This is a genomic window from Acidianus ambivalens, from assembly GCF_009729015.1.
In the GTDB taxonomy this organism is placed as follows: Archaea; Thermoproteota; Thermoprotei_A; order Sulfolobales; family Sulfolobaceae; genus Acidianus; species Acidianus ambivalens.
In genome coordinates this window covers 2,184,770-2,201,194 of the sequence record NZ_CP045482.1, presented here as the reverse complement: position 1 = coordinate 2,201,194, position 16,425 = coordinate 2,184,770, and the positions used below count along the sequence as shown (strand labels likewise).

Genomic DNA, 16,425 nt, shown 5'->3' with positions numbered 1-16,425 from the left:
CATTATTTATTCTCTGTAAGACTAATAACCTTATCTAAAGTGAAAAGAAGATCTTGAACTTTTTCATCCGATAACCAATCTATTTCCTCGCATGAGTCATTCATTATTCTATTTACAACTTCTTCCGCAGTTCTATTAGTAGTATTTATCTGGCAAGGTCTTTTATCTTTAAACCAATCAATTGCTTCTTGGAGAATTACACCTAATATTTCAGCCTCTACGTTTTCTGCTACTTTTATCTCATTCCATCCTCTTCTTTTTAATTCCTCATAAAGTACAAGGGGGTATTTTCTTAAGATTATTACTTTGTCTGCATAATCTATAAGTGATGGATAAATAGTTTCAATTACTACATCTTTTTTGCTACTTAAATAAGAATTAATAACCTTCGCAACTTTTTCATCATCAATATTATAAGTATTGCGTAAGGGATCATAAGACTCGTAAAGTTTGTTTTGAATAATAAAGGATGAGACGTGAAAATACTCCAAAGAAAATTTTGATGAAAGTAATTTACTTACAGCAGTTTTTCCTACTCCTGGAGTCCCAGATATTACTATTCTCGTCATTACCTTACTAATAGGAATTCTACAATAAATAATGTTAGCGAAATTGCTATAAGGAGAATTTTCACTTGCTTGTCTCCCTCACCTTTAGCTATATCGTATAACCCATAAGGCAGCATAATAGTTCCAATTATCATTAAAATTTCTTCTATTAAATTCATAATGTGTATCTTCCTTCTCCATCTCTTTTAAGCCAACTGGCAATAAAAGCTAATATTACTCCTCCTAAGATTCCTCCTATATGTGCAAAGTAATCCACATTAGGTAATATATCACTTAGAACAAAAACTATTACTAATATAAGAAACTCATATAAATCGAATTTTCTATCTTTTAGCATATCATAAATTATATAAAAGGAGAGTATTCCAAATATTCCTCCAGAGGCTCCTGCAGAAGCAGTATTTGGAGGAAATAGGAAGAGACTAAAGATATTTCCTAAAAGTCCAGAGAAAAAGAATACTATATACTCCATTTTGCCAGCCTTAGAACCAAATAAGGAATAGATTACTAGAAGAGCTATAGTATTAAATCCTGCATCAAGTAGGCTATTTGTAACAAATATCGAAGTTAAAAGCGAAATATAATCGCCTTTAAAGACTAAATAATTTACTTGGATTAAATAGATAAAAATGGAAGGGAAGTATATGCTAGTTAATAATCCTATTACGTAACCTAGAACTACTAAAAAAGCTAATATTAAAGTCTCTCTCATAATACACCAGTTAAATACATTAATACTAAAGATACTGCTATCATGGCTGCCCATATTTTTACGTTCCATCTCATAATTTTCATTCCGTCTAAAACCCAGAAAGGTAATAAATTAAAGAATGCAACTGCAGAGTTAAACATTGCTATATAAAAGAATAATATACCTGCTAACGATGGTAAGAATAACGATGCTAGAATATAAAATATAGCAGAGATGACTAAGTTTGTAGCTGGACCTGCGGTAGCGGTTATACCATCTAATTTTTTGTTAGTTCTGAAGAAGTTACATGAAATTAAGGTGTACCCAGAAAAGAAAACTATTGCTAACCCAAATAAATTAATTATTGAAGTAGCTAAAAACCCAGAGAAACTTAAGGTAAATCTAGAAAAACAACCGTATTTTCTAGCTACTTGTCTGTGAGCGAATTCGTGTGGTACCACTGCTATTGTTGCGGCTATTAAAGTAAATAATACCGCAAATAATGAATAATAAAGTGGACATCCTTTTATAATGCTATAAATTAGTTTTCCAATTCCGAAAGTTGATATAGAAAATATTGCAAGTAAAAATGCCTCAATCTCATTAATATTCATAAACCGCCGTTCTAGTTCATCAAGCTTACTCAAGTTTATCTAGATTCATTACGATTTATAATATAAATTTCTGACTCAAATATGTGCTTTATTCTCCTCATAGTTACTTACGTAAGAAAATTGAGGAGCCTCGATCTTCCATATTAATGCGTTATCTTCTACATTCTTAGCTATTAGGAATTTTTCATTGTTTTTACCTATAATTTTTTCCGAATTTGCATTAAACTTCTTTTTAAATATATTAAATGTCTCAAAGACTACAAATTTATAGATAAATGGCATGGAAAATTTCATACAATCTTTTGTTGATGCATAGGTCAATAGTTTCTCTGCAGCATAATTAAAAACTTGAGGATCAATTATTAGCACTTCGCTTATTTCATCATAATTTGTAATAACAGCAAACATTTGTTTTGAAGTTAAAGAAGATGTTATCCAAAATTCAAATATCCTAGAATAATATTTGCATTCCTCAACGTTGGATATTGGTTTTATATACGTAGAATAGTATTTTGTACCTTCATTTAGGAAATCAATAACAATTTCAGCAAATGTTCTCTTGTCTATTCCTAATCTATTAAGTTCATTAAATAAAGAGCTTGAAAAAGAAACTAAGTGGCCAGAATTACTTATGAATCTTACTCCTTTTTCTTCTTGCGATAGTTTATCTATACTAATTTCGAATAGCACAAAAAATTAATTTATATCAAATCCTTATATACTTTGCATATGCCTCGGCTTCTATTCTCATATTTTTAGAAAGGAGTTTTCCTAGAAGTTCTTTGTCATCTTTACTTGGATTATATTCTTTTAGAATTTTTTCCACTTCTTCCAAAAGGTTTAATGCTTCATCAAGAGAGTGCATAAATTATTCTCCTTTTATTAAGATAAATAGGTTCCATTCATAAAACTGGTATTTCCCAAACGATTTTATCCTATGTAAGTTTTCTTATAATTATGAAACCTTCAGTTTTTATAATAGCCGTTTGGATTCTTATTGCATTACTTCTGGCTCCTATTGCAATTAATATTCAATCTCATTTTGTTTATAGTGATTCTCCGTTTTTAACTACTCAGTATCAAAGCGTTAAAGTGGAAAATATTCTAAAAGAATATTTTAATTACACTAAAGAGTCGGAACTTTTTGTAATAATTAACGGAAGTTATAATGAATCACTAGAAAAAATTAATGCTTCATTACATTACCTTTATGACGCAAAGCTAATAACGCCTTATGAATACATTTCACAAGTTAATTCATCTTATATGTCGTTTGTAAATCCAATAATAAAAGAATATGAGAACAATTTATCTTATGCTATAGAGCTTTATCATAATTTAACAGTAGAAAGAGAAGAATTACTGAGTAATTTATCTTGGTTCTATTATCAGCTAAATGTAACTTTTAAGGAAGGGCATAATGTGACTCCTTCAAGCTATGTTACTATATACGAAGAATACTTAGAAGAAACTCATAACCCAATACTTGCTGGTGTAAAAACTTTTAATGATCCGTTTATTTTACTTTTTTCCATAAATAACTATACAAACGAGTCTCTAATTAAAGAGACATTATGCACTTTCTCAAACTATTCCTACTTAATCTATAAGCTTACTGGAAAATATTTTCCTTTATGTGCATTACAGAATACGTCTGTATACGTTTTGCATGAAGTAGAAAGCAAAATCCCTCCACCTCCTATAAGATTATGTAATTTTCATAGGGGAAATACGTGGATATTTATAGTTCAAGTTCCTGATAACGAAAGCCTAACTAATGTTGAGGAGTTTATGCAGAATACTCCAGCAATAGTAACTGGACATTTTGCAATTTATGCACAATCTGCATACTATACTCAGCAGGATCTTAAGATAATTGATTTAGTAACCATTATTCTAGTGGGCTCTTTACTTGTAATATTACTTAGAGCGTTATTTCCTATAATTTTCCTAATCTTTAGTGCAGTTTTAGGAATAGAGATTGCTTATAGTTTCCTTTACTTAGCAACTTTTGCTGGATACAAAATTTATTATATATCTGGCCTGGTAATTCCTCCTATCGTCTTTGGAATAACTATAGATTATTCAATCCTCTTTATGTATAGATATTTTGAGGAAGTTAGGAAGAATTCAAATAATGCCTTAAGGACTGCGTTTAGAACAGCAGGCAAAGGAGCAATATTTAGCGGACTTAGCATAACAATAGGGTTTTCTTCATTTCTACTGTCTCCTTCTCCCTTACTTAAGAATATAGGAGAGGCTTTAATAATAGCCTCTCTTTCGGCTTTAATTCCTGCAATCCTATTTAATTATACTGCACTTAAAATTGTTAGCTTAAGACTTCTTAGTTTTCCAAGGAAAGAAGTTCCTAATCCTATAGATGTAAGACAAAAATACTTAAGAGACGTTTCAACATTTTCAATTAAGCATAAATTTTACGTAATGGGAATAATGGTAATCTTAGCCCTAGCCTCTTTTGCAGTATTTTTTACCCATACTACTACCGTTAATTTTACCGAGATAGTACCATCAAATTCGGAAACCGTAATTGGAGAGAACATACTTTCCAATTATTTCAATTATAGTGTAGATTACATAATAATAAAAGGCGATCCTAATTTGACTTATGATAAAATTTACAATCTAAGTAAAGAAATTATTGACTGCAGAGGTTTAGCATATGGCCCAGCTTCATTTGGAAAATTCATTACTAGAAATTTAACTTATTTAGTAAATATTTATTCTTCACATAACTATTCTCTTATTGAGGCTTATATTCCTTACCCAGTATTTAGTAAAGGAGCAATCTGTTTTACTCAAAAATTGATCAATCAAGGCTATATGGTTGGAGGGAGTAATGCGAACAGGATAGATATAGTAAATAATACTGTCAGTACATACTACAGTTTTACGTTACCTCTCACAATAATTTTGATAACAGCATATATTGCTTTAGTACTAAGGTCAATAGTTGTTCCGATTAGATTATCCTTAACCTTATTAGTAAGTTCTCTAGTGGGAGTTGCAATAATCTTTGAAGTATTCAAGGAAGTCTACTGGCTTTCTCCACTTATAGTATTTGCACTTTTATTTAGCTTAGGTATTGATTACGATATGTTCATAATATTAAGGATAAAAGAAGAGAAAGGAAAAGACGAGGATGAAAGAATAATTAAAGGAATAACATATACTGGATTAGTAGTAACTGCTGCAGGCTTAATATTAGCTGGAGCTTTCTTTTCCTTAATTTCCGCGGATATGCGCTTCCTTGAAGAAATAGGCTTCTCTGTAGGCTTCTCTGTCGTTTTCGATACTTTTATAGTAAGACCAATATTTGTTCCAGCAATAATGTCAATATTGAAGAAATATAATTGGTGGCCATTTGCTTCATGAAATGCTAGAGTATTTCGTAGCTATATTAAGTACTTTTTTAACAACATCTACAGGGTTTCTACCAAATATATAAGTGTTAGGTTCTACTCCTTTGCCTCCTAAATGAACCACCGCGTCCAAACAAGGCCTAAAAACCATTGAAACTGCAGTCTCTATTATCTCGTCTGTAGCATAATCGTGCGGACCTACTATTGCATATTTCATCTTTAGCTCATCCATACATTTTTTTACTTTTTCATCATATTTTATGTTCATAACCGATCTAATTTCAGGATATTTTCGTGAAACGTAAAGTAAAATATTTCCTAAATGCTTACTTGCTCCCCACATAGGCTTAGAGGCTGGAGTTGGAATATTTCTAATCTTAGTTATTCTACCAGCCACCGCTATGATATCCTCTAAACTTTTAGGATTTTTCCTAGCATATGCTATATTACTAAGCACTTCAGGAATTAACGGAGATATTATCTCGTTTTGAATCATTGATAATGCGACGTTCATTTCCTCTTCTTCGTCTTCTCTATACAAATTTTCACATATGCTACAATCTTGGGGGATTTTTGGATTTAATTTCCTATGAAAAGTGCAAAATCTTAATTTACTCAAATATGAGAGACCCACTGAGGTAAAGAAATCCATGGCATTCTTTATATCTCCAGAAAGCAAAACGTCGGTAAGCATATCTAGAATATTATTAATCTCATCATCAGTAAGACCAAGATCGTGAAGTTTTTCGAGATAAAACCTATCTTGGATATCAAGATATTGCTTTACTGCAGGTTGTGTAACACCTAAAGTTGAAGCTATCCTACTTTGGCTCATTCCGAGGTTTCTTAATCTTTTAGCTTCTAAAGCTCTAATATTTGGTAATAAAACATCAGTTATTAATGAAAGGGGAGTGTCAAGCACGATTATTAGATTGACTAGCTCAAATAAATGTGCTTTCAACTTAAAGATCTCAGCAATAGATGGAAGTTTACATGAGATAAATAGCGACGAAGGAACAATCTCTTTTGTAATTGCTGGAGCAGTTAATTTTACTCTAAATCAAGGGAGACTGAATTACTTGAGCAGTATAATAGAAACTAGAATATGTAATTCAAAAGGAGAAGAAATTATGAGAGAACTAGAATATAAACTAGCTAATGAAATTAACGCAGACATAATTTTTATGGATAGAAAATTCTCTATGGATAAGAAAATAGGCATGAAGATCCCTAAGAATTCTATAGGCATAGTTAAGGATTTTAATAGAGAAGAAGTTAGCATAACCGAAGATCCTCCTTGGATTACAATAAATAAAGAGGAGGACTTCTACACTGGATATTATAAAATTACAAGTTGGGTTTTTAGATATGAAACGAATTTAGATAATCTAGAACTGCTTCAATGCTTAATTTATAATCTATCACAAGAGCCAATTCCAGAAGCATTGGGGTATAATTATCCGCTATTTTTGGCTGATAAACTTGTAAAATATTACCGAGATAAGTATGCAAAGGTTTTAGATTTTACAAGTAACAAGGAATTATCCAGATATAGGGATTTTAGAAGGATTGTTGAACATGTCAGAAGGTTTGTTTGAAGAACAAATAGGAAGATTAAGGGAAATGAAAGTTATAACTAGACAAACAGCCGATGGTAGAGGTTCAGTTAGTTTTAGAAATTTTATAGTAGAATTTCCTATTAATACTAAAATTACCGCAGGCAAAATTTTGGCAGTAAAGAGTTTACAGAACGATTACTTATTGCTAGAGGTTGCAGATCTATTACCAGTACATTATGGCATGATAAATCTAGATGGCAGTATTCCTAAGGAAATAAGAGATGAAGTAATGAGAAAAGTTGAAGAAGATTGGGGAAGAAACGATGAAGAAGCTTGGTTAGATGTTTATGCTTACCCCATAGGTTATTTATTAAAAATAGATGGGGGCGTTGAATTTTATAAGGGATATTCTCCTCCGATTCCGGGATCTACAGTTAGGATCTTATCTAGAGAGCTTTACGAGAAATTCGTATGCGATAAAAACGGCGTAGAAATTGGAAATATAATAGGTGAAGACGTTAAGCTGAAAATAAACATGGAAAAAGCAATTAATTATCACATAGGAATTTTCGCATTCACTGGGTCTGGAAAATCGAACTTAACTGCTTCACTGGTTAGGAGAATTTTAAAGGAAAATAAAGATACTAAGGTAGTAATTTTTGATATTTCTTTAGAATATTCAATATTATTATTAGATCAGCTGATTTCAAATAATTCTAGGTTAATCTCCACTGAAAGATTGCCTATAAATAAAACTGATGCTGGAAGAAGATTTATAAGGACTCATGTAATCCCAGAGGAGATTATAGACTTAAAGGATGAAATAAGAAAATCCGCTGAAGAACTTTTTGAATCGAATAAAATGAGGCAACTTTACGTTCCGCCAGAAGGTTCTACTTACCTAACTTACGGAGAAATTATCGACATGGTAAGAGCACAAATTAATGATAAATACACAGCATTTGCACAAAAGCCGCTATTTGGGTTATTTCTTAAAAAAATAGATGAGACAATGAGGCAAAATAAACTAACTAAGGAAGATATTGCTGATACGACTCTCAGTCCAGTAATAGATGAAATAGAGACTTTGGCTAGAGAAAGCGGACTAAAGGAAAATGCATCGATATTTGCTTTCCTTAACGCCTTAAGAGCTTATCTAACCTCTGAAATCCAAGAAGGAGAGGAATATGACATAGAAAAGATGGCAATAGAAATCTTAGATAATGTGGAAAACTCTCCTAGACTTTTCATATTAGAACTACCAAACATAGAAGAGGCTAGATTAATAGTAGGACAACTTATTAATCAAATTATGCTTAGAAGGAAAAAATCTTACTCAACAAATCCAATACTTTTCGTATTAGATGAGGCTCAAGAATTCATACCTTTTGATACAAAACAAAAGGATAATAGTGAATTTTCTAGCAATGCAGTAGAAAAACTATTAAGACATGGAAGAAAGTACCATCTCCACGGCCTAATAAGTACACAAAGATTGGCTTATTTGAATACAAATGTACTTCAACAGCTTCACACGTATTTTATAAGTACATTACCTAGACCTTATGATAGACAACTAATAGCTGAAACCTTTGGAATTAACGATACGTTAATGGACAGAACTTTAGATTTAGAAGTAGGCCAATGGTTATTAGTTAGCTTTAAGGCAGCATTGCCTCATGATGTGCCAGTCTTTTTTACTGCCCCGAATAATTTGGAAGAATTAAGAAAAGGAATTCAGAACTCAAGACCTTCTTCATCTATCTGACGAGCGGCGTCATCATTTACAATGTCTTTCGATAAATTCTACAACTCTCCTTATAGAATCCACATAATTTTCTATTTTTGAGAATCCGTGTCCTTCATCTTCGTATATTTTATATTCCACTTCTATATTTCTTTCCTTTAATTTTTCTATAACTTGTCTAGTCTCTTCCGCAGGACATCTAGGATCATTTTCTCCTGCTAATATCAATAGAGGAGACTTAATATTATCTATGAAGAATATAGGAGATCTATCTCTAAGCAAATTTTCATCATTACCCATTTTCATTTCATCGTACTGCCGAAGAACTTCTCTTTCAAATTTCTTTTCAGTAAACCAGTTTACAAAAGGAACTACAGCAGCAGCAGAACACCACATGTCAGGATATTTAGTAACTGCCATCATTGTCAAATATCCTCCATAACTTCCGCCCGTCACGGCTACTTTTTTAACGCCAAGTAATTTAGCAGAGTTTATTACATCTTTTAAATCTCCTCCTCCCAGATCTTTATCGTTAAGGTGATTAAACCTTCTTCCATAACCTGTAGAACCCCTATAATTAGGACAAATAACTTTGAAACCCCTATCGACTAGGAATTGTATTTCTGGGTTAAAAGAGTCAGTGCATTCCCAATCAGGACCACCATGGATGTAAACTACTCCCTTATCTTCTCCTCCTTTTTCATAAAGTAATGCGTTAATCTCTATTCCGCCTTCACTCTCATATTTTACAACTTTAGGTTTTGCAAAATCTCCTTTAATATTGTCCATAGAGTTTGTAAGCCTTTCTATTTTTCCCGTCAATATATTGACTCTATATAGGTCGAAATGCCTATTATAGGTAGAGCCTATATAGTAAACATAGTCTTGGTCAGGAGTTAAATATGAATTGAATCCTTCTGTAACCAATTCATTTCCTTTATGAATTTTTATCTTGAAGTCACCATATACATCTTCAGTATAAATTATCTTATCGGCTATAGGAACTACTTCGTACTTCTCATGATCACTTTTTATAACTTCAGTTATCTCTCCTTTTCCTATATTAAAATTATATATATCAAAATAGTTATCTTTATTAGATATGAAAAGGAAATTATCCTCGTCTTTAAAACAATATAAGGAGACCGTCTCTTCAGAGTTAGGATAGGAAATCTTAGATATAACTTCTCCTCTATCTAAATCATAAACATAAAGATCGTTATCGTAAATTCCTTGAGAATATACTACTCTTTTCTTACTAGGCGATAAGCAATAATTTTCTACTGGATTATCTCCCTTGCTAACTTGGATTATATCTCCCTTGTCATATAAATATAAATGAAGAGTCTTCCCGTCTCTATTAGAAATAAAAAGGAATTTATCCTCGTTAATGAAGTAAGTGCTAAAATTATCATATTGATCCTTTAATAATGGAAATACCTTATTTCTATCATAAATATAAATCTCCCTTTTTTCGCTTCCTCCTGGATCCCCTATAATTGCTAATTTTTTATCGGTTATCCATTCTACGCCTTCTGCATAAACATCTTCTAGTGGAACTTTGCCTTCGCCATGAATATACACCGAAAGTATTTTATCTCTCACCACATAACTTATTTTCCCATTATTTACATCAAAAGCATAGACGGGCCTTAACTTAAAAAGATCTTGAAAATCCATAAAAAGAAATAATGAACTTAAAATAAAACTCTTTTTTATATATCATTTATTTCAGTTTCTCTAGTAGTTCTTTTGGTGCGTCCTTTTCGCTAACTGCTCCTCTACCAGTTTTACCGTTGTCGTCGTAGGTGAACGATATCATTTTGCCAACTCTCCAAACCTTCTTTATCTTCGAAATATCTACTTCCTTCTCCTCTCCCTTATACTTGAACTTTACTTTAGTAGCCATATGCCTTCCTTTCCTTCGTTTAATATTAATATTACTAGTCATTTTTTAGTATTACATTATGTATTTTATAATGGCTATTACTTTTTACATTTAATTGATCAAGTAAATTATATGGTGATAAACTTCTTTCATTTTACTTTTCTGAGTAAATTTTTTATATTATCTTTCGTAAGAGACAACTCGATGCCTAAAACAGTTTTTATTAGAGAATCCTCGGGACTTTTAAAGCAAGTTAGCCTCATAGACGCAATAATGTTAAACCTAGGAAATATGTCAGCAGGTGTAGCGTTATTTGAATCGATATCTCCATATCTTAATTCTTCTAATAACCCAACTATAGGTGGACCTGGAGGAGTATTATGGTTAGCTTCTATAATAGGTTTCATCTTCGCAATACCGCAATTAATAGTTTACACAATAATGACTAGAAAAATATCTAGGACTGGCGGAGATTACGTATGGATATCAAGATCTCTAAACGGACCACTAGGCGCAGTAATGGCTATTTCATTAATGATAGAGTCAGTAGCATATTTTGCCTTAGTGGCATTCTTTTCTGGTAGTAGCATAAATGCAGTACTATGTATTATAGGACATGCTGACAATAATCCAGGATTAATTAATTTAGCAAATACGATTTTCGTTAATCCGTACGGAAGTCTTACATTACTTCAGAAAATTATATTTTACGTCATTTCTGCATCATTTTTTATAGCAGTAATTTTAATAAATATCTTGAGAGCAAAATGGGGTTATTCAATAGTCACTGCATTAGGAATATTTTCGATGCTTTCATTAGTTCTAGCAATGATCGTTATTGCATTAAATTCTTCTCATTTCTCTAGCATAATTTCATTATTCTCCAATCTTGGAGTTAGCGTTCCTCCAGTTAAATATTCTGCTTTACCTAGTTCCATAAACCTTGGTTATACTTTACTGCTTTTACCAATCTTTGCATTATATACATATCCTTGGATGCAGGCAGGTCCTGCAGTGGCTGCAGAATTTAAGCAAACAGAAAAAATAGCTAAGTTAAATCTAGTCTTAGCCTTGGGAATTACTGGATTATTAGTTACTCTAGCCTTCCTTGAAATGGATTTTGTTGCAGGCTATTATTTCAATTATTATGCATATGGATCTTTCATTTACAATTTCTGGACAGTGGCCATTGCCTTGGCTGGAAATCCTATTCTTCAATGGATTATAGGACTAGGAACTGTATTATGGAATTTCTACGTTTTATCTTACGGTGTTATAGTGTTCTCTAGGTACATATTTGCATTATCTTTTGACAGAGTTTTACCAGAAAAGTTCTCTCAAGTAAATTCTAAGGGCTCTCCCGTTTACGCCCACTTACTAGATTTATCTATAATGCTAATATTACTTCTAATTCCAGTGTTCTCAACATCCGCAGCAACTTCATTATATGGAGCAACAATCCTGGGAGCGCTATATTTCCTTATAGCAAGCATAGCAGGGGCCGTTTATGGAATTAAAAATAGAATTAAGAGCCTTGAGATAGCTGGAATAATATCAGCCATTTATTTCGCATTCTTAACGTATGAAGCAGGAGTCAATCCAGTTTTTGGATTTACTAGTACAGTAGATGGATTTCCATTAACAGAATTCTTTGTCAGTTTAACGATAGCTATTGGTGTAATAATTTATGTAGCATCTTGGTATAAACACAAGAAGGATGGTATAGATATTTCTATGAGCTTTAAAGAAATCCCTCCTGAATAAAATCTTTTTTCTTCTTAATCTTCTTTTATACTTATGCAGATTTTAAGGGATAAGCTTACAAGAAAGTCCTTGATAATTCCCGTTCTATTTTTAATAGTTGCCATAAATCCTGTAACTGAACTCTTGGAGCCAAGATATGAGGCATTATACATGGCTATGCATTACGTACTTTACATTGGCGGATTTGTTCTAGGTTATATTGGCTTTAGAGGATCTAAAATATATTTAATCCCAGGTATAATAATTCCAGTATTTTGGCATATTCCCTACTTTTTTAATTTAGGTGGAGCATATTTGTGCTTAAGAATAGTAGAGGACTTATCATTATATTTAGGCGGATTAGTAATGGGCTCTACAATCCATGGTTTAAACAACGCAATTAAGGCAATACTATTTGTACTATGGATGATGGGAGATAGCGTACTTTCAGTCATTTTAATAGTGGGGTGGTCTCCTTATTCTAATCAAGTTTATCCTTTCTCACCGTTCTCAATTTCGGAGGAATTTTGGACAGGACTCGTAATGTTTGGTATAATGACAGTAATCTTCATATATATTATCCTAGGTTTCATAAGGACAGTGTTCAAGATCTAGCTTAATTTTTTATAATTAGAACTCTACAAAAATAGCGATGTCTTTATTTAAGAAAGAAGAAAAGAAGATATTTCATATTGATAGGCTTCCTGAAGAAATGAAAGTTGCAATTAAAACACTAATTGATTCATCGATTCCAGATGTAGCTAAAGCTTATGGTTTTGATTACCTTTATCCTAAACTCGGAGAACCAATCTTCATACCTTATGGAAGACTTGATGGTAAATATAAATCCACAATTGATGCCTTTGAGAAGATTTTGGAAGAAGTTGAAGAACTTAAAGATAATCTAAAGGAATATTCAAAGTGGTATGGTAATGTAAAACTTTTTGATCATTATAGATTTACATTTTATTCTTATGTTGATCCTAATGAAGGAATGAAAGTAGGAATAGGCGCAGATCCTTTATCTTCCCCTAATTCACTTTTTGACGTCCAAAGTTTATGTTCAGCCCTTGATAAGGGAAAAAGTATAATTATCCTAAATCCTGCACTTTCAAGCTACATAAGCTCCACATGCCTTTCTTCGTTTAACATCAAATTTATTGACACGATATCAAAAAGAAAAGATGAGATAATAGACGCTTATACTTGGCTAAATAAGAGTTTTCACGAAAACTTTGATAAGGATAAGGTATATGACGTAGAACTTGGTAGGGAATATATGAATAGACTTTTCAACGTAATTTTGAGCGAAGTAAGAAATTACTCGACAGAATCTAAGGAAGGGGATATAGCAATTCTCCCCTTATTATCTTATGAGGAGTACGGAGAAAAGGAGTCTATAAAAGGCATCTTGCAAAATGACGAAAAATATAAAAAATATATAGAAGAAGGAAGATTGGATGAAATCTCCTTAATTCCAATACTTTTTAGCGGTTCTCTTAAGGAGTTAAACGAAATTAAAGATAAGTATTCAAAAGTTATTGTAATTAGTGATAAAAAAGTAAGGATAAAAATTGATGGAAATGTAAAACAATTAAATGATAAAATTCTAGTAATAGAAAACACAAAAAGTTAATCTAAGAGAATGTAGAAGAAATATAGCATATCTTAGTATAGTCTTTGATGACAAGTTTCTCGCATTCCATTCTTTTATATCCAATAAATTCTTTCATAATATTTTGTAAATTTTTATCTGTATATACTACTTTATAAGCCGAAATTGTAAACACAAAACTTTCCTTTTTTACTACTATCAGTCTTGGATTCACATCTTGTAGCTTATCTACAATTTTCTCACAATCCCTACTTCCACTTATTTTGAATTCTTTAATTACAACATCGCCAGATATTCCATTTATATCTAATCCATCTACAAATATGGTTATAATTGCTCCAGTTCTAATTATAGTTGAAAATTCAATAGGTTCTATAGTTAATTTATACTTATTTACATAGTAAGACCATCTATTGTATTTCCTACCTCTAGTCTTATTTCTTACTAAATTTTCTAATGATATTGAATATATTATATCATACGGTGTCGCTATAATCTTATCTTCATCTCTATAAATAGTATTATTACATTTCACTTTTGTTACTTCACCATTGCATATATATGAAAACTCTTCTAATGGTGGAATTACCAAATCTTCTGGTAAATCAATTTTTAACTCCAACTCATTATTTCTTCTCAATAGTCACATTAATTTGTTCTTCTATTTTACATTAGGATGTTAGATTAAATTTTCCTAAGAATAACGATACATGTATACTAACTTAATATTTACACTAAGATTTTTTTATACGCATGTTTTTCTCTTTATAATTAAAATATATAGGTAAATTAGCGTTTGCATTTATTTGCAATGAAAAAAGGATTTTATCTCTCTCTAGGAATAGTCCTTCTAGTAGACATTATAATTTACTCTTTATATCCATTATTTAACAACGTTCAACCAACGCTATTCGGTCTAACGGAGTTTTATTGGATACAAATAGTATTACTAATAGTAACTTCGCTACTATACTTTGCTGTAGGATATGCATTTAGAGGTGAGAAGTCATGAACGTTAACTATTTAACGCTATCAGTATTTGTAATTCTCTTCGCAATTTTCTCGTTTTTAGGATTTTACGGAGCTAGATGGAGAAAAGGAGACTTAAATAAATTAAGCGAGTGGGGATTAGGAGGTAGAAGACTAGGTACTCTATTAGTGTGGTTCTTATTAGGTGCAGACTTATTTACAGCTTATTCATTCATAGCAGTACCTGCAGGGATATTTGCCTTCGGCTCCTTGTACTTCTTTGCTATTCCATACGTAGCTTGGGGATTTGGTGTAGCATTATTAACTATGCCTAGATTATGGAATGTTTCAAGAAACAAAGGTTATATAACTGCTGCAGATTTTGTTAAAGATAGATTCAATAGCAGAAGTTTAGCTATTCTAGTAGCACTAACTGGAGTAGTTGCAGAATTGCCATATATTGCACTGCAAATAGTAGGAATGGAAGCTGTATTAGCAGTTCTTTTAGCAGGACTAGGAATATCAAGTAAAATAGTTACTGAAATTTCGTTAATACTAGCGTTTATTGTATTAGCAGCTTTTACTTTTGTAAGCGGATTAAGAGGTGCTGCACTAACCGGGGTATTTAAAGATGTATTAATATGGATTACCGTGATAACTGTAATAGTTTTAGTACCAATAGAAATAGGGGGATTTTCTAAAGCATTTTCTGATTTATCAACTAACTTCGCCGCTTATCATTTGGCCAAAGTCACTGGTAGCACAGCTCCACCTGAAATGGAAACTCTTCCAATAAAATTAGCACCAGCTTATTTCTCTTTAGCGTTAGGCAGCTCATTTGCTCTATATTTATATCCTCACGCAATTAACGGTTTTTTATCATCTGAAAGCGAGAAGAAACTAGTATATAGCACGTCTTTCCTACCAATTTACGGAATAGGTTTAGCATTAATATCATTATTCGGAATATTAGTTTATGCAGTTCCAGGAGCTCTAGGTCTTATTGCTAAAACTGGGAACGGTGCACTGGCAGTACCTGCTTTAATAGCGTGCACAATGCCGTGTTGGTTCGTAGGTTTAGCTTTCTTAGCAATATTTGTAGGTGGATTAGTTCCAGCATCAATAATGGCCATAGCAGTAGCAAACTTATTTGTAAGAAACGTAATAAAGGAGTTTAAACCAGATTTGCCTCCATATTCTGAGGCAAAACTAGCAAAGTGGACTTCTACAATATTTAAGTTCTTGGCATTAGGTTTCGTGTTTGTAGTACCTGCAACTTATGCAATACAGTTACAACTACTGGGCGGTATAATAGTCTCTCAAACTTTGCCTGCAGTATTCTTAGGGCTTTATACTGATAAACTTGAGTCTAAATCTCTGATAGCAGGTTGGGCAGCAGGTATAATATCGGGCGTTGGATTAGAGTATTATGTAAACTTCATACAACATCACTTTGGTGTATTTAAGATATCATTGATGACAACTCCTCTAGGACCTTTATTCATTGCAATAATAGCATTAGCAATTAACCTTGCAGTAACATTAATAGGAACTGCCATAGCGTATTCCATGGGTTGGAGACCAAAGAGTAAAATAACACAGGAAGAAATAATAAAAACAGCTCAATAATTATTTTTTATTATTTATTTT

Annotated in this window: 18 protein-coding genes; 8 read left to right on the top strand and 10 right to left on the bottom strand. The window is 32.0% G+C overall.

All coding sequences use genetic code 11. From position 1 onward, the window contains the following. Nucleotides 1–2: 2 nt before the first annotated feature. The 6 genes from D1866_RS12740 to D1866_RS13160 are packed head-to-tail and all read right to left on the bottom strand — an operon-like array spanning nucleotide 3 to nucleotide 2,739. Entirely contained in the window at nucleotides 3–569 is a 567-nt protein-coding gene (locus tag D1866_RS12740) for an adenylate kinase family protein (RefSeq protein ID WP_152940385.1), read from the bottom strand. After that, on the bottom strand, nucleotides 569–727 hold the full coding sequence (locus D1866_RS13165; RefSeq protein WP_013775771.1) for a hypothetical protein: 159 nt from the start codon (nucleotides 725–727) through the stop codon (nucleotides 569–571). Before D1866_RS13165 ends, D1866_RS12740 begins: the two co-directional genes overlap by 1 nt. Further along, nucleotides 724–1,281: a rhomboid family intramembrane serine protease gene (locus D1866_RS12735; protein WP_170254120.1), complete on the bottom strand. Its 558-nt coding sequence runs from the start codon at nucleotides 1,279–1,281 to the stop codon at nucleotides 724–726. Before D1866_RS12735 ends, D1866_RS13165 begins: the two co-directional genes overlap by 4 nt. Continuing rightward, complete coding sequence (locus D1866_RS12730) at nucleotides 1,278–1,907, bottom strand: site-2 protease family protein (protein WP_231136335.1); 630 nt, start codon at nucleotides 1,905–1,907, stop codon at nucleotides 1,278–1,280. Before D1866_RS12730 ends, D1866_RS12735 begins: the two co-directional genes overlap by 4 nt. Before the next feature lie 42 nt (nucleotides 1,908–1,949). After that, a complete protein-coding gene (locus D1866_RS12725; protein WP_152940379.1) occupies nucleotides 1,950–2,564 on the bottom strand; it encodes a hypothetical protein in 615 nt (204 codons plus the stop codon). Between the two features lie 16 nt (nucleotides 2,565–2,580). Further along, nucleotides 2,581–2,739 carry a hypothetical protein gene (locus D1866_RS13160; protein WP_013775767.1) on the bottom strand — a complete coding sequence of 53 codons (159 nt, stop codon included), beginning with the start codon at nucleotides 2,737–2,739 and terminating at the stop codon, nucleotides 2,581–2,583. A gap of 92 nt (nucleotides 2,740–2,831) precedes the next feature. Here D1866_RS13160 and D1866_RS12720 point away from each other — a divergent pair, with 92 nt between their 5' ends. Next, nucleotides 2,832–5,267: an MMPL family transporter gene (locus D1866_RS12720; protein ID WP_152940377.1), complete on the top strand. Its 2,436-nt coding sequence runs from the start codon at nucleotides 2,832–2,834 to the stop codon at nucleotides 5,265–5,267. Here D1866_RS12720 and D1866_RS12715 read toward each other — a convergent pair. Further along, complete coding sequence (locus tag D1866_RS12715) at nucleotides 5,262–6,176, bottom strand: thiamine-phosphate synthase family protein (protein WP_155861195.1); 915 nt, start codon at nucleotides 6,174–6,176, stop codon at nucleotides 5,262–5,264. The genes D1866_RS12720 and D1866_RS12715 overlap by 6 nt on opposite strands. Between D1866_RS12715 and D1866_RS12710 the strand changes: the two genes are divergently transcribed. Continuing rightward, the gene (locus D1866_RS12710; RefSeq protein WP_196773442.1) at nucleotides 6,166–6,852 is read left to right on the top strand and encodes a DNA double-strand break repair nuclease NurA; all 687 of its coding nucleotides are present in this window, start codon (nucleotides 6,166–6,168) and stop codon (nucleotides 6,850–6,852) included. The genes D1866_RS12715 and D1866_RS12710 overlap by 11 nt on opposite strands. Continuing rightward, entirely contained in the window at nucleotides 6,833–8,581 is a 1,749-nt protein-coding gene (locus D1866_RS12705; RefSeq protein WP_152940371.1) for an ATP-binding protein, read from the top strand. The genes D1866_RS12710 and D1866_RS12705 overlap by 20 nt, the downstream gene beginning before the upstream one ends. A 12-nt stretch (nucleotides 8,582–8,593) precedes the next feature. Here the strand turns inward: D1866_RS12705 and D1866_RS12700 are convergent, their stop codons facing one another. Next, complete coding sequence (locus D1866_RS12700; RefSeq protein WP_152940369.1) at nucleotides 8,594–10,240, bottom strand: S9 family peptidase; 1,647 nt, start codon at nucleotides 10,238–10,240, stop codon at nucleotides 8,594–8,596. Between the two features lie 46 nt (nucleotides 10,241–10,286). Continuing rightward, nucleotides 10,287–10,469, bottom strand: coding sequence for a Sul7d family chromatin protein (gene sul7d, locus D1866_RS12695; protein ID WP_013775761.1), 183 nt, complete (start codon nucleotides 10,467–10,469; stop codon nucleotides 10,287–10,289). 183 nt (nucleotides 10,470–10,652) lie between these two features. Here sul7d and D1866_RS12690 point away from each other — a divergent pair, with 183 nt between their 5' ends. Genes D1866_RS12690 through D1866_RS12680 form a run of 3 tightly spaced genes read left to right on the top strand, consistent with a single transcriptional unit; the run spans nucleotide 10,653 to nucleotide 13,827 of the window. After that, nucleotides 10,653–12,212 carry an APC family permease gene (locus D1866_RS12690; protein ID WP_152940366.1) on the top strand — a complete coding sequence of 520 codons (1,560 nt, stop codon included), beginning with the start codon at nucleotides 10,653–10,655 and terminating at the stop codon, nucleotides 12,210–12,212. 33 nt (nucleotides 12,213–12,245) lie between these two features. Beyond that, a complete protein-coding gene (locus tag D1866_RS12685; protein ID WP_152940364.1) occupies nucleotides 12,246–12,806 on the top strand; it encodes a DUF1404 domain-containing protein in 561 nt (186 codons plus the stop codon). A gap of 37 nt (nucleotides 12,807–12,843) precedes the next feature. Next, the gene (locus D1866_RS12680) at nucleotides 12,844–13,827 is read left to right on the top strand and encodes a hypothetical protein (RefSeq protein ID WP_152940362.1); all 984 of its coding nucleotides are present in this window, start codon (nucleotides 12,844–12,846) and stop codon (nucleotides 13,825–13,827) included. A gap of 1 nt (nucleotide 13,828) precedes the next feature. Here D1866_RS12680 and D1866_RS12675 read toward each other — a convergent pair whose 3' ends face one another. Next, the gene (locus D1866_RS12675; RefSeq protein WP_152940360.1) at nucleotides 13,829–14,428 is read right to left on the bottom strand and encodes a hypothetical protein; all 600 of its coding nucleotides are present in this window, start codon (nucleotides 14,426–14,428) and stop codon (nucleotides 13,829–13,831) included. Between the two features lie 189 nt (nucleotides 14,429–14,617). On the opposite strand from D1866_RS12675, the gene D1866_RS12670 reads away from it, so the two are divergent. Together D1866_RS12670 and D1866_RS12665 are read left to right on the top strand one after the other, a co-directional pair. Beyond that, entirely contained in the window at nucleotides 14,618–14,818 is a 201-nt protein-coding gene (locus D1866_RS12670) for a hypothetical protein (protein WP_170254119.1), read from the top strand. Then, nucleotides 14,815–16,404 carry a sodium:solute symporter family protein gene (locus tag D1866_RS12665; RefSeq protein ID WP_152940356.1) on the top strand — a complete coding sequence of 530 codons (1,590 nt, stop codon included), beginning with the start codon at nucleotides 14,815–14,817 and terminating at the stop codon, nucleotides 16,402–16,404. The genes D1866_RS12670 and D1866_RS12665 overlap by 4 nt, the downstream gene beginning before the upstream one ends. Nucleotides 16,405–16,425: the final 21 nt, after the last annotated feature.